This is a genomic window from Roseovarius sp. BRH_c41, from assembly GCF_000961715.1.
Lineage (GTDB): Bacteria > Pseudomonadota > Alphaproteobacteria > Rhodobacterales > Rhodobacteraceae > Roseovarius.
This window is the reverse complement of sequence record NZ_LADY01000016.1, coordinates 1-13354: the sequence shown is the minus strand read 5'-3', so window position 1 is coordinate 13354 and position 13354 is coordinate 1. Positions and strand designations below refer to the sequence as shown.

At 67.4% G+C, this 13354-nt stretch carries 17 protein-coding genes; 14 read left to right on the top strand and 3 right to left on the bottom strand.

Going from position 1 to position 13354, the window contains the following annotated elements:
* Positions 1–4 precede the first annotated feature (4 nt).
* Positions 5–601 carry a hypothetical protein gene (locus VR71_RS04530; protein WP_045681595.1) on the top strand — a complete coding sequence of 199 codons (597 nt, stop codon included), beginning with the start codon at positions 5–7 and terminating at the stop codon, positions 599–601.
* A complete protein-coding gene (locus VR71_RS04525) occupies positions 549–2549 on the top strand; it encodes a phage terminase large subunit family protein (protein WP_045681593.1) in 2001 nt (666 codons plus the stop codon). Before VR71_RS04530 ends, VR71_RS04525 begins: the two co-directional genes overlap by 53 nt.
* Positions 2550–2558: 9 nt before the next feature.
* Here the strand turns inward: VR71_RS04525 and VR71_RS04520 are convergent, their stop codons facing one another.
* Positions 2559–3173 (bottom strand): plasmid pRiA4b ORF-3 family protein, encoded by a 615-nt coding sequence (locus VR71_RS04520; RefSeq protein ID WP_045681592.1) that lies wholly within the window; start codon positions 3171–3173, stop codon positions 2559–2561.
* A gap of 48 nt (positions 3174–3221) precedes the next feature.
* Here VR71_RS04520 and VR71_RS04515 point away from each other — a divergent pair, with 48 nt between their 5' ends.
* Genes VR71_RS04515 through VR71_RS04485 form a run of 7 tightly spaced genes read left to right on the top strand, consistent with a single transcriptional unit; the run spans position 3222 to position 8322 of the window.
* Entirely contained in the window at positions 3222–3437 is a 216-nt protein-coding gene (locus VR71_RS04515; RefSeq protein ID WP_045681590.1) for a phage head-tail joining protein, read from the top strand.
* A gap of 2 nt (positions 3438–3439) precedes the next feature.
* Entirely contained in the window at positions 3440–4966 is a 1527-nt protein-coding gene (locus VR71_RS04510) for a phage portal protein (protein WP_296429869.1), read from the top strand.
* A 4-nt stretch (positions 4967–4970) separates the two neighbouring features.
* Entirely contained in the window at positions 4971–5975 is a 1005-nt protein-coding gene (locus tag VR71_RS24630; RefSeq protein WP_164609455.1) for a head maturation protease, ClpP-related, read from the top strand.
* 6 nt (positions 5976–5981) lie between these two features.
* Positions 5982–6353 (top strand): head decoration protein, encoded by a 372-nt coding sequence (locus VR71_RS04500; RefSeq protein WP_045681589.1) that lies wholly within the window; start codon positions 5982–5984, stop codon positions 6351–6353.
* A gap of 24 nt (positions 6354–6377) precedes the next feature.
* Positions 6378–7391 carry a major capsid protein gene (locus VR71_RS04495; RefSeq protein ID WP_045681588.1) on the top strand — a complete coding sequence of 338 codons (1014 nt, stop codon included), beginning with the start codon at positions 6378–6380 and terminating at the stop codon, positions 7389–7391.
* Positions 7391–7702 carry a hypothetical protein gene (locus VR71_RS04490; RefSeq protein WP_045681587.1) on the top strand — a complete coding sequence of 104 codons (312 nt, stop codon included), beginning with the start codon at positions 7391–7393 and terminating at the stop codon, positions 7700–7702. The genes VR71_RS04495 and VR71_RS04490 overlap by 1 nt, the downstream gene beginning before the upstream one ends.
* Positions 7699–8322 (top strand): DUF6441 family protein, encoded by a 624-nt coding sequence (locus VR71_RS04485; protein WP_045681584.1) that lies wholly within the window; start codon positions 7699–7701, stop codon positions 8320–8322. Before VR71_RS04490 ends, VR71_RS04485 begins: the two co-directional genes overlap by 4 nt.
* A 21-nt stretch (positions 8323–8343) precedes the next feature.
* Here the strand turns inward: VR71_RS04485 and VR71_RS04480 are convergent, their stop codons facing one another.
* Both VR71_RS04480 and VR71_RS04475 read right to left on the bottom strand, forming a co-directional pair.
* A complete protein-coding gene (locus VR71_RS04480; RefSeq protein ID WP_045681582.1) occupies positions 8344–8823 on the bottom strand; it encodes a hypothetical protein in 480 nt (159 codons plus the stop codon).
* Between the two features lie 3 nt (positions 8824–8826).
* On the bottom strand, positions 8827–9348 hold the full coding sequence (locus tag VR71_RS04475) for a hypothetical protein (RefSeq protein WP_045681580.1): 522 nt from the start codon (positions 9346–9348) through the stop codon (positions 8827–8829).
* Positions 9349–9434: 86 nt separating this feature from the next.
* Between VR71_RS04475 and VR71_RS04470 the strand changes: the two genes are divergently transcribed.
* The 5 genes from VR71_RS04470 to VR71_RS04450 all read left to right on the top strand — a co-directional run.
* Positions 9435–9854: a hypothetical protein gene (locus tag VR71_RS04470; protein ID WP_045681578.1), complete on the top strand. Its 420-nt coding sequence runs from the start codon at positions 9435–9437 to the stop codon at positions 9852–9854.
* A gap of 24 nt (positions 9855–9878) precedes the next feature.
* Positions 9879–10820, top strand: a complete 942-nt coding sequence (locus VR71_RS04465; RefSeq protein ID WP_045681576.1) for a phage tail tube protein — start codon at positions 9879–9881, stop codon at positions 10818–10820.
* Between the two features lies 1 nt (position 10821).
* Complete coding sequence (locus tag VR71_RS04460; protein ID WP_045681574.1) at positions 10822–11259, top strand: hypothetical protein; 438 nt, start codon at positions 10822–10824, stop codon at positions 11257–11259.
* 110 nt (positions 11260–11369) lie between these two features.
* A complete protein-coding gene (locus tag VR71_RS24625) occupies positions 11370–11516 on the top strand; it encodes a hypothetical protein (RefSeq protein WP_296429867.1) in 147 nt (48 codons plus the stop codon).
* 47 nt (positions 11517–11563) lie between these two features.
* Positions 11564–13354 (top strand): tape measure domain-containing protein (locus VR71_RS04450; protein WP_045681572.1); only part of this gene is annotated, 1791 nt, incomplete at its 3' end.

Below are 13354 nucleotides of genomic sequence, written 5' to 3'. Positions count from 1 at the left end.
GTCGATGCAGGGCATGAGCGAGCGCCAGTACGCCGCGCATGTCGGCCTGTCGCGGGGCGCGATCCAGAAGGCGAAGACCGCCGAGCGGCTGGTCCTCTATCCCGACGGCAGCATCAACGCGGCCGCCAGCGACGCGCGGCGCGCCGAGACGACGGACCCGTCGAAGACGCGAAAGCCACCCGCGCCGAAGCTGAAGCCCGTCCCCGAGGCGGCGGTGGCCGCCGTCGGCGACACGCTGCGCGAACAGGGGCTGGCTGTCCCGACGGTGGGCGGCGGCACGACCTTCCTGCAGGCCAAGACGGCGAACGAGGTGCTGAAGGCGCAGGAGCGGCGCATCCGTCTGCAAAAGCTGAAGGGGGAGTTGATCGAGCGCGCCCGCGCGCTGGCGCTGGTGTTCCGGCTGGCGCGGGAGGAACGGGACGCGTGGGTGAACTGGCCTGCACGCGCCGCGGCGCTGATGGCGGCCGAGCTTTCGGCCTCGTGCCGCGACGCGTCGGGCCAGCAGATCACCGTGGAGCCAGCCGCGATGCAGAAGGTGCTGGAGAAACATGTACGCGCCCACCTCGACGAACTCGCCGAGGTCCGGCCCGACTTCCGGTGAAGATGACGCGCTGACGGAGTTCGACGGCGCGGGCGAGATCCTGCGCGCCTGGGGCAACGGGCTGCGGCCAGACCCCGACCTGACCGTTTCGGAATGGGCGGACCGGCACCGGATGCTTTCGGGCCGCGCCTCGGCCGAACCCGGGCGGTATCGTACGGTGCGCACGCCCTACATGCGCGAGATCATGGACCGGCTGTCGCCGGGCGATCCCACGCAGCGGATCGTGTTCATGAAGGCCGCGCAGGTCGGCGCGACCGAGGCGGGCAACAACTGGATCGGCTTTGCCATCCACCAGGCGCCGGGCCCGATGCTGGCGGTCCAACCGACCGTGGAACTGGCGAAACGCAACTCGCGGCAGCGGATCGACCCGCTGATCGACGAAAGCCCGGAGCTGCGCGAGCGGGTCAAACCGGCGCGCTCGCGCGACGCGGGCAACACCATGCTGTCCAAGGAGTTCGCGGGCGGCATCCTGATCATGACGGGCGCGAACTCGGCGGTCGGACTGCGGTCCACCCCGGCGCGGTACATCTTCCTCGACGAGGTCGACGCCTATCCCGCCTCCGCCGACGAGGAAGGCGATCCGGTGACGCTGGCCGAGGCGCGGTCGCTGACCTTCGCCCACCGGCGCAAGGTGCTGCTGGTTTCGACCCCGACGATCCGGGGGCTGTCGCGGATTGAGCGGGAATACGATGCCAGCGACCAGCGGCGGTTCTTCGTGCCGTGCCCGCATTGCGGTGCGATGCAGTGGCTGAAGTTCGACCGGCTGCGCTGGCAGAAAGGCCGCCCGGAGACAGCGGAGTATCACTGCGAGGGCTGCGACGCGGCAATCGCGGAGCACCACAAGACGGCGATGCTGGAGAGCGGCGAATGGCGGGCGACCGCCACGGCCGCCGATCCGACCACGGTCGGGTATCACCTCTCCGCGCTCTATTCGCCGATCGGCTGGCTGAGCTGGGAGCGGATCGTGCGGGCTTGGGACGCTGCACAAGGGTCGGATGAAGCGATCAAGGCGTTCCGCAACACGATCCTCGGCGAGACATGGGTCGAGACCGGGGAGGCGCCGGACTGGCAGCGGCTCTACGACCGGCGCGAGCGCTGGACATCCGGCACGGTGCCTGCGGGCGGGCTGTTCCTGACTGCCGGGGCCGACGTGCAGAAAGACCGGATCGAGGTCGATGTCTGGGCGTGGGGCCGAGGGCTGGAAAGCTGGCTTGTCGATCACGTCGTCATCGAGGGCGGGCCGGACCGGCATGACGCGTGGTCGGAACTGACTGCGCTGCTGGACCGGTCCTGGCCACATGAACGTGGCGCGCATCTGCGCATCGCACGGCTGGCCATTGACACGGGCTACGAGGCCCCAGCGGTCTATTCCTGGTCGCGGGCGCAGGGGTTTGGACAGGTGTCGCCAGTCAAGGGCGTCGAAGGGTTCAACCGCTCGAGCCCGGTATCGGGGCCGACCTTCGTCGATGCGACCGAGGGCGGGAAACGCCTGCGGCGCGGCGCGCGGCTCTGGACCGTGGCGGTGTCGACCTTCAAGGCCGAGACCTATCGCTTCCTGCGGCTGGAACGTCCAACCGAGGAAGACCTGGCGGAAGGGGCCGCGTTTCCGCCGGGATCGGTGCATCTGCCGCATTGGGTCGAGAACGAATGGCTGAAGCAGTTTGTGGCCGAGCAGCTGGTGACGGTGCGCACCAAGCGCGGCTTCGCCCGGCTGGAATGGCAGAAGCTGCGCGAGCGGAACGAGGCGCTGGACTGCCGGGTCTATGCCCGCGCCGCCGCCTGGATCGCGGGCGCGGATCGCTGGCCGGAAGCCCGATGGCAGGATCTGGAACGGCAGTTCCCGGACCGGAACGCGATGCGCGCCGAGAGCGGACCGACGCCCTCGGGTCTTCCTCGGATGCCACAGGGTCCGCGGCGCCGGACGGTGCGCTCAACCTATATGGGCTGACCTTCGGAACTATTGTTGTCGCAGCGTGCGACTGCGCGCGAAGGCGTCGAGGGAGACCTTGCGCCGGGCGGCGAGATCACGAACGCGGGCCGCGATCTCGGGCTCGCCGAAGTCGACCGGGTTGAAGGGACCGCCATACCAGCGGACCATGTCCTTGTGCTGCGGATGGCGGCGGTTCGCGATGGCTTCGAGGAAATCCATGAAGCCGGGTGGACCGCCGACGTCCTCGGGCGGCGCGGTGCGCTCGCCCGCGATGAACAGCGGATAGTCAGTATCAGGATCGGCCGCGCCGACGTGTTCGACCAGCACGCGGTGCTGCCAGTCGTCCCCGAAATCGTAGGTGTAGAGGAACTCGGTGACGCCGCGATCGATCAGCGTGCCGAGGCGCATGCCCTTGGCCTGATAGACCTTGCGGCCCCAGACCGCGTCCTCGGGATCGGGCTCGCCATAGACCCGGTCGCCGACCCGGAAGTCATAGAGATGGTAGTTCTCCCACGGCATCACCGCCTGGATGACTTCGTGCAGGGCGCGGAGGTTGGTGGTCAGTCTGACCTCGAGCTCACGCCAGATGCAGGGCTCGAGATGCAGCAGTTCGATGCGAAGGCGGGCAATCCGGTCGGTCATGGCGGGCCTGGTCAGGACGGGTCACGGGCAGGATAGAGGTGGGCCGTCATGGCGACAATCACGGAACTTCGCGCCCGCCGCGAGGCGCTGGCCGCACAGCGCGCCTCGGGCGTGGCCCGGGTCAGCTATGACGGAAAGACGGTGGATTACCGCTCCGTGGCGGAGATCGACCGGGCCATGGAGGCGCTGGATCGCGAGATCGCTTCAGCCGAAGGGCGAAGGATCGTGCGGCAGGTCCGTGTCGTGATAGACAAGGGGCTCTGAGCATGGGTCTGTTTGACAGGTTCCGCCGCGGGCCCATCGCTGGCGGTGCGACCGGCGGCCCTGCAGCTGTGCGCGCCCGGCTCGAAGGGGCCATGGCGCGGCGACGGCTCAAGGGCTGGAATCCGCCGCTTGAGAACATCAACGCGCTGGTTGCCTCGGGTGGTCCGCGTCTTCTGGCCCGTGCCCGCGAACTGGTGGTCACCAACGGCTATGCGGCGAACGCCTGCGAGGCCTTTGCGGCAAACCTTGTCGGTGACGGGATCAAGCCGTCCTCTCTGATCGAGGATGCGGGCCTTCGCGACCATGTCCAGAAGCTCTGGCTGGCCTGGACGGACGAGGCCGACGCGGACGCGCTGACCGACTTCTTCGGCCTGCAGGCCATGGTTGCGCGCGAGATGTTCGTGGCAGGCGAGTGCTTCGTCCGGCTGCGCACGCGTCGGCCCGAGGACGGGCTTATGGTGCCCATGCAGATGCAGTTGCTGCAGTCGGAGATGCTGCCCTTCGAGAAGACGGAAGTGCTGCCCTCCGGCAACCGCATCCGCTGCGGGATCGAATTCGACGGTATCGGTCGCCGTGTGGCCTATCACTTCCGCCGCCGCCATCCGGGTGACAGCACGGACCAGCGGGTGGCGGTGCCGGATACTGTCCGCGTGCCGGCCGGGGACGTCCTGCACATCTACCGGCCCATCGATGCGGGCCAGATCCGGGGCCTGCCGCATGTGGCGCCTGCCATGGTGCGGCTGTTCCTGCTCGACCAGTACGATGATGCCGAACTCGACCGGAAGAAGACCGCGGCGATGTTCGCGGGCTTCATCACCAAGACGGCGCCGGAAGAGCCGATGATGGGTGAAGGGGCGGCCGACCCCGAGGGTGCCGCAATTGCAAGCCTTGAGCCCGGCACGATGCAGGTCCTGCTGCCGGGAGAGGATGTGAAGTTCTCGAGCCCCGCCGATGTGGGCGGGGGTTACGAGGCGTTCCAGTACCGCACACTGCTCGCCGTCTCGGCCTCTCTGGGACTGCCCTATCATCTGGTCACCGGCGATGTTCGGCAGGCGAACTATTCGAGCCTTCGGGCCGAACTGGTCGAATTCCGCCGTCGCATCGGCCAATTGCAGCATGGTGTCATCGTGCACCAGTTCTGCCGCCCGATCTGGGCACGCTGGATGGAAACCGCAGTGCTGGCGGGGGCGCTCGATCTGCCAGGGTTTGCGGCCGCGCCCAGCCGGTTCAGGGCCGCGCAGTGGATCCCGCCCCGATGGGACTGGGTCGATCCGTTGAAGGACATCCAGGCGCAGGTGCTGGCAATGGAGGCGGGCATCACCTCGCGGCGCAAGGTGGTCGAGGCCACGGGCTACGATGTCGAGGAGGTCGACCGCGAGAACGCCGCCGACGCCCGGCGGTCGGCCGAATTGGGCCTCCGCTACCGGACCAGCCCCGGCGAGACGCAAGGCGCGCGGGCCACGCCCACAAGGCTGCCCGATCCGGGAACAGATGGGCCCGACGCGGACGCGCAATCCGAACAGGAGTGACAGGATGAAAAGCTGGTACACGATCCGCGCCCGGGGCACAGGCGCGGAAGTGCTGATCTATGACGAGATCGGCGCCTATGGCGTCAGTGCCAAGGGATTTCTCGCGGAACTCGGCGCACTGCCGGACGGGGTGCCGATCGACCTGCGCCTCAACAGCCCGGGCGGCTCGGTCTTCGATGCGGTGGCGATCTACAATGCCCTGCAGCGGCATGACGGCACGATCACCGTCTGGATCGACGGCGTAGCCGCCTCGGCGGCCTCCTATGTGGCCATGGCGGGTGACGAGATCGTCATGCCCGAGAATGCCTTTCTGATGATCCACGACCCTTCGGGGCTGGTCATGGGCACCGCCGCCGACATGCGCGAGATGGCCGACACCATGGACAAGATCGCGGGCGGCATGGTCCGAGGCTATGCGGCAAGGTCCGGACGCACCGAAGAGGAGATCGCGGCCCTGATGGCGGCCGAGACCTGGTTCGATGCGGGAGCGGCCCTGGAGGCCGGGCTTGCCACCCGCATGATCGAACCGGTGCGGATTGCAGCCAGCTTCGACATCGCGCGGTTCCGCAACGCGCCGCCCGCGCTGGCAGAAGCCATCGCCGATCCGGCTTCTGAGAGCGATCAGGACGGCAATGAGACCGCCGAGGATGTCATAGGCGACGAGATCGGCGACGATGCTCCCGCGATCCCATGTGAACCCAAGCCTGAGCCGGGCATACCGCCGACTCCCGACCCTGTGGCGACAGGCATCGATCCAACCGCCATCCGGCGTGACGCCATCGCCCATGCCCGCGCCGTGATCGACCTCTGCCGCCTTGCGGGACAGCCGCAGATGGCCGGGCGTTTCCTCGAACAGGATGCCAGCCTCGATGCGGTTCGCTGCAGCCTTCTTGCGGCGAGGGCCGAGGCAGAGGCGCAGATCAGCCCCCATCACCCGCAACCCGGGCCCACACCCACCGCCCGTCCCTGGGGCGACGTGATCGCACGCACCTTCAAGCTGAAAGGATGATCTTCCATGACCACGCTGACCGAAGGCAGACATGCGGGCGGCTTCCTCGTCTGGGAAACCTCGCGCGACTACACCCGTGACACCGTCACCCTCGCCTCCGGCGCGGGCAAGCTCGAGCCCGGCACGGTGCTGGGCAAGATCACCACGGGCGGGAAGTTCACGCAACTCACCCCGGCCGCGTCGAACGGCAGCCAGAACGCCGCCGGCATTCTCTGGGGCCCGGCCGACTCGACGGCCGCCGATGCCACCGCCGTCGTGGTCCTGCGCGGCCCGGCCATCGTCAACCGCTACGAGCTCGTCTGGCCCGAGGGTGCAACGGAACCGCAGATCGCCGCCGCCACCGCAGCGCTGACTGCGCTCGGCATCCTCCTGCGCTGATCTCTCCATCGAAAGGAAACCCCCATGGCGACCATGGACATTTTTGAGGCCGATGCCTTCTCGCTCATCGAACTGACCCGCGCGCTGGAGAACATCCCCTTCAAGCCCGCGATCCTCTCGGGCGCGAACCTCTTCGGGCCGCGCGGCGTGCGTTCGCGCACCGTCGTGATCGAGAGCCGGGACGGCACGCTGCAGCTGATCCCGTTCTCCGAGCGCGGTTCAGCCTATGAACAACAGGTGCCGGAACGCCGCGAGATGCGCGCCTTTGTCGTCCGGCAGTTCAAGAAGCAGGATGTGCTCTGGGCCTCGGAAATCCAGGGCATCCGCGACCACGGATCGGAAACCGCCACCCAGCAGGTGCAGACCGAGGTGGCCCGCAAGCTGGGGCGGCTCAGGAACGACGCCGAGGCCACCTTCGAATTCCACCTCTTCAACGGCATCCAAGGCGTGGTGAAGGATCCGAAGGACGGGGCGACGGTGGTGAACTACTTCACCGAGTTCGGCATCACGCCCGCCACCGAGGTCGACTTCGACCTTGACAACGCGAGCCCCGCTTCGGGTGCGCTGCGCAAGCGTTGCCAGGCGCTGATCGAAAGCGTCGAGGACAGCCTTGGCGGGCTGGCCGCCGGTCAGGTCCAGCTGCGCGCCGAATGCGGCTCGGCCTTCTTCGCCGATCTGGTCGCCCACAAGGAGGTGCGCGAGACCTACCTGAATACCGCCGCCGCCGCCGATCTGCGCGGGCGCGTGGGCGAGGAGGTCAGCTTCGGCGGCATCACCTTCCGCCGCTACCGGGGCGGCCTCGGCTTCGGCGTGCCGACCGACAAGGCCTACTTCTATCCCGAGGGGGTCGAGGGCCTCTTCGAGATCTATTACGCCCCGGCCGACACCTTCGAGACGGTGAACACGCTCGGCCTGCCGCTCTACGCACGCATGATTCCGGACCGTGACCGGGACGAATGGGTGCGCCTCGAGATCGAGAGCAATCCTTTGCCGATCTGCACCCGCCCGCAGGTGCTGCGCAGCGCGCGGCGGACGTGATGAGTGCACTCGCGATCGCGCTCGACGCGCTCTTTGCCGATCCGAACGTCGGGCGTGACGCGGTTTACATCGCCGACGGCGGCGCGCCGGTGCTGGTGCGCACCGTGGCCCGACGTGCCGATGCGGTCACCGACTTCGGCGATACGCGGATCTGGTCCGAAACCACTCGGATCGACCTGCGCATGGCCGAGGTTTCGGCTCCACGTCCCGGCGACCGGATCGAGATCGAGGGGGACGCCTTCCTCATCCAGGGCGAGCCTGTCCGTGATCGCGAGCGGCTGGTCTGGACCGTCGATCTGAGGCCCGCGTGAAACTCGGCATCAGCATCGTTGGCGATATTGCCAGCCTGCTCGACGCCGAGGCGAAGGCAGGCGAGAAGGCAGTGAGCACGGCGATGCGGATTGCAGGGACCGGTCTCAAGGATGCCTGGCGCGCGCAGATCACCGGCGCCGGGCTTGGGCCGCGCCTTGCTGGCACCATCCGCTCCGAGCAGTTCCCGAAAGGCAGGCCCAGCCTCAACGCAGCCGCGCTGGTCTGGTCGAAGGCACCGGTTATCGTCAACGCACATGACACCGGCCCTCTGATCCGCTCTAAAAACGGGTTCTGGCTGGCAATCCCCACGCCCGCAGCAGGCACGTCACGGCGGGGTGGAAGGATCACGCCTGGCGAATGGGAACGCCGCACGGGCCTGCGGCTGCGGTTCGTCTATCGGCGAGCGGGGCCGAGCTTGCTGGTCGCCGAAGGGCGGCTGAACACGAAGGGCCGAGCTGTGGCATCGCGTTCGAGAACCGGACGAGGTCTCGTCACCGCGCCAATTTTTCTGCTGGTGCCGCAGGTCAAGCTGCCGAAGCGGCTGAACTTGGCGCGCGATGCAGAGCGGGCGCGCGACGCGGTGCCGGGGCTGATCTTGGCCGGGTGGGAAAGGCGCTAAGACCAGTCGATAGGCATGGCTTCAGCCTTGGGGCCACAGCTTGGTTGTATCGATTCCGGCTCCCTCCAGTCTGGACCTCGCTGCTTCCAACACTGCAGGTTCGAAGTGGCTGGCGTGCTTCAGAACAAGCGCTTCTCCGGTGAGTTCCGGCAAAGCTCGCTCGATCAGCATGTTAAAACCGTCCGTTGGTGTCTTGCTGACCGCAAAATCGATCAATGTGCGCATCACGCCAACCCGCTCGATCTTCTGTCGGGTGCGCGAAAGCCTGACAGTCTTGCCGCGTTCATCTCGCAGGATTTCTTCAAAGGCGTGGATCGTCTTCCAGAAGTCATGCTCGATGCTTCCGGGCGCCTCTTCGGGCAGAATTTCGACCAACCGCCTGAATGCCGCCTCTTCCACCTCGGGAACGCCAAGCCGTTGTGCGTTTTCCCGCAGGGTCCGAAGTTTCGCTGGATCGGTCGCAACAGCAATCGTTGCGAGCACTTTCTTATGGTCAGCCATGGTTCAGCTCCGCGAAATGCGTGACGAGGCGGATTTCCCCAACTTCAAGAGCGTGTAGCTCTTGATGGGCTGATCCTTGACGAATGCCCTTCGCGGCTTCCCGGCATCGTCCAGTAACGGCTCAGCGTCGATTGCGTTCTTGATGTACCAGCCGAGATACATGTTCAGCGGCGTCTTTCTAGGTGCGCCATCGGTATAGGCGTCAGCACCGATAACCTCCTCATATAGCGCTCGGGACTTCAGATCAGTCATCAACTCGCCGAACACCGTCAACGTGAAGTGCTCATCGAACCGACCAGAATTGAAAACCTCACGTGCCTTCTGCTGTGCTACCGAATAGAGCGCTTCGGTATCATCCAGTTCCTTTTGCCTCTCAGGTGGAAGATGAGCGTAGACCGCCCGTTCAAGTGCGCGCTGCATGAACGCGGATGGATCGATGCCAGCATCGGCCGACAGCTTCTGAATAAGATCGTGGATGTCTGTCTTCAGCCGGAATGAAACCCGGGTCGTATTCTCGGAAACCATCGCGAATCTCCACAGGGTGCGAACACCTGTGAACTTAAAGCGCGAAGCCGTATCCGTCAACAAGGTGCGGACACCTGTGAGGGAGCATGCCCACCACCCGCGAAACCATCCTCGCCGCGCTGCACGCGCGGCTCTCGGCGCTGCCCGCCATCGCCCTTCGCGGTGAGGTGCTGCCAGAGCGCGTGCCGGCCGATGGCCTGCTGATCCTGCGCGACGGCGAGCCGGGGGAGCCCGAGATCACGCTGTCGCCCCTGCGCTACCACTACCAGCACCGGGCCGAGATCGAGGCCGTTGTGCAAGGCGCAGACCGCGACACGACCTTCGCCGCGCTCTGCGCCAGCATCGGCGCGGCCATCTCCGCCGACCGCACGCTGGGCGGCCGCTGCGACTGGGTCGAGGCGGAAGCGCCACGGCCCGTCGATCTGCCCGTTGACGGTGCGGCCAGCCTGAAGGCCGCCGTGATCCCGGTGGTGCTACACTATTCCATGGCCGATCCGCTCGGCTGATCCCGACAACCCGAGGAGACTACCATGGCACGAGCCCAGGGGGCGCGGGCGCAGATGGCGCTGGCGTTCGAGACGACCTATGGCACGCCGCCCGCGAGCGGCTTCACACGGATGCCGTTCGCCAGCGCGACGCTGGGGGCGGAGCAGCCGCTCCTGAACAGCGAGCTGCTCGGTTACGGCCGCGATCCGCTGGCGCCGATCAAGGACGCGCTGACGGCCGACGGCAATGTCGTCGTGCCGATAGATGCGGAGGCCTTCGGCTTCTGGCTGAAGGCGGCCTTCGGCCAGCCGATCACCACCGGCACTGTCGCGCCTTACAGCCACGAGTTCCGCTCAGGCAGCTGGGTGCTGCCGTCGATGTCCATCGAGACCGGCATGCCGGAGGTGCCGCGCTTTGCGATGTATTCGGGATGCGTGCTCGATACGCTGTCCTGGCAGATGCAGCGCTCGGGGCTGCTGACCGCGACCGCGAGCCTCGTGGCGCAGGGCGAGGCTATCGCGACGACTTCGGCCGCCGGCACACTGGCCGAGATTGAACTGCAGCGCTTCGGGCATTTCAACGGGGCGATCACCCGCGACGGCCAGCCGCTCGGCAACATCGTCTCGGCCGAGATCACCTATGCCAACACGCTGGACCGGATCGAGACCATCCGCTCGGACGGGCGCATCGACGGCGCCGATCCCGGCATGGCGGCGCTCACGGGCCGGATCGAGGTGCGCTTTGCAGATCAGCTCCTGGTCAACCAGGCGATCAATGGCGAGCCTTGCGAGATGAACTTCGCCTACACGCTGCCCTCGGGCGAAAGCCTGACGCTGGTGGCGCACGCCGTCTACCTGCCGCGCCCGCGCATCGAGATTTCCGGGCCGCAGGGCATGCAGGCGAGCTTCGACTGGCAGGCGGCGAAGGGTCCGGTGACGGGGCGCATGTGCACGATCACGCTGGTGAACGAACGGGAGACCTACTGACATGCTGACACTCGATCTGACGAATGCGCCACGCTGGCTCGACCTGCTGCCGGGCGTGCGGCTGCAGGTGCGCCCGCTGACGACCGCGCTGATGGTCTCGGCGCGCGGCGATGCCGCAATCCAGGCGCTGCCGCCCGAGGCCGCGACCGAAGAGCTGGCGATGATCATGGCCAAGGCCGTGGCTCGCCGCGCGGTCCTCGACTGGGAGGGCGTCGGCGACGCCGAGGGCAACCCGGTCCCCGTGACGCCCGAGGGGATTGATGCGCTGCTCGACATCTGGCCGGCCTTTGATGCCTTCCAGTCCGCCTATGTCGCGAAATGGCTGCTGCTGGAGCAGGAAAAAAACGTCTCTGCGCCCTTGCCGACTGGTGGATCGGCGGGGGCGATCGCTACTGCCAAGCCTGCCAAGGGCCGTGCCCGGACTGTCCGGCGCGGCTGAACCAGCCGGAAACCCCGGAAGGCTGGCAGGTCTGGGATCTGGCGCAGCGCCTTACGGGTCAACTGCGCGTCGCATCCAGCGCCGACGGAACTGTGGTTCTGGGTTGGGACATGACCGCGGGGTTGGCAATGGCGCGGGCGCTCGGGGTCAACCCGCTGATCGCGGCCGAATGCCTGCCCGTGATCGAGGCCGTGATGGTCCGCAAGTTCAACGAACAGAGCACGGCTGATGACCGGGCGTCTCTGTCCCACGGCTGATGAACCCGCTCCGCAAGCAGTGTCCCGCACGTCAGGAAGTCTGATCCATGACCCAGAAACGCGTCTCCGTCCGCCTCGTCGCCGAGGGCGGCAGGCAGGTGAAGGCCGAATTCCAGGGGATCGGCGATGCGGGCGAGCGCAATTTCAAGCGGATCGAGCGGCAGGCCGACATCACCGGCGCCGTGGTGCGCCGGGTCATGGGCATCCTCGGCGCTGCGATCAGCACGCGCCAGCTCGTGGCCTATGCCGACCAGTGGACCGACCTCCGCTCGCGTGTCGATCTCGCGACCGGCAGCCAGGAGGCGGGCGCGGCCGTCATGGAACGGCTCGCCGCCATGGCGCGGCGGACCTATTCCAGCCTCGGCCAGACCACTGAGTCCTGGCTTGCCAACGCCACGGCGCTGCGCGAGCTGGGGCTGACGACGGCGGAAAGCTTGGATTTCACGGAGGCGCTGAACAACGCCATGGTGGTCTCCGGCGCGCGTGCCGAACGCGCGGCCTCGGTCCAGACCGCGCTGTCGCGTGCCATGGCGCTTGGCACCCTCAGCGGGGACAACCTCAACACCGTGATCCAGAACGGCGGGCGGCTGGCCGAACTGCTGGCCGCCGAGCTCGGCACCACCGTCTCGGGCCTGCGCACCCTCGGCCAGCAGGGCGGGATCACCGGCGAAGTGATCCGAACTGCGCTGATCGGCAATCTCGAGCTGCTGCGCGCGGAAGCCGACAGCATGCCGGCAACCATTGGCGATGCCTTCACGCTGATCGGCAATGCCGCGCTGCAACTGGTCGGCACCTGGGACCAGATGGTTGGCGCCTCATCGACGGTGGCCGCGGCACTGATCGGGCTCGCCGACAACATGGAGCGGCTGGCAGCCATCGGCATCGCTTTCGCGGGCTTCATGGCCGCACGCTGGGTTGCGGGGTTTGTCGCGGCGCAGGTCGCCACGATCAGCCTCGCGGGCGCGTTGACACTCTTGCGCGGAGCAATAATTCGCACCGGGATCGGGGCGCTGATCGTGGGTGCGGGCGAGCTGATCTACTGGTTCGGACAGCTGGTGCGCGGCGCGGGCGGGTTCGGCAATGCGCTCTCGCTTCTGGGCGACCTTGCCCGCGAGGTCTGGGAGCGCATGAAGCTCGGCGCCGTCGCCATGGGGCTCGCGATAATGGCGAGTTGGGCCGATATCAAGGCCGCCATCGCCGAGGCGCTGCAGACGTCGCTGGAAGCGGTGGTCGGTTTCGGAAACGGGGCGCTGAACACCTTCCAGGGGGCGCTGGACGCGATCAAGGTGCTCTGGGGCTCGCTGCCCTCGGCGATCGGGGATTTCGCGTTTCAGGCGGCGAATGCGCTGATCGCGGGCGTCGAAGCGATGCTCAATGGCGTCGGCCAGCGGATCAACGGCTTCCTCGAGGGGATCAATGGCGGGCTCGAGGCGCTCGGGATCGAGCGGCGCATCTCGCTGATCGGCAATCTGGAACTCGGCCGGATCGACAATCCGTTCGCGGGGTCGGCGACCGAGGCCGGTTCCGAGGCACGCGCTGCGTTTCAGGCGGCATTCAGTGCCGAGCCGATCAGGATGCCAGACCTCGGGCTGAATGCTTACGCAGAGGAAGCGCGCGGTCAGGCCGAGGCCCTGCGCGCAACGATGGCCGGTGTTGCAGAAGTGGCGACAGCACCACTCGAGTCCATTGCCGCCCTGCGCGAGGCGGTGACGGGCAGCGGTCTCGACGCGGAAGCTGCTCTGAACGGCGCGCGGACGGCCGCCGAGGGGCTGGGAGAGTCGCTTGATGCCACCGGCGAGGCTGCGGGCCGCGCGGGCGGTGCCGGTCGCGGGGCGGGT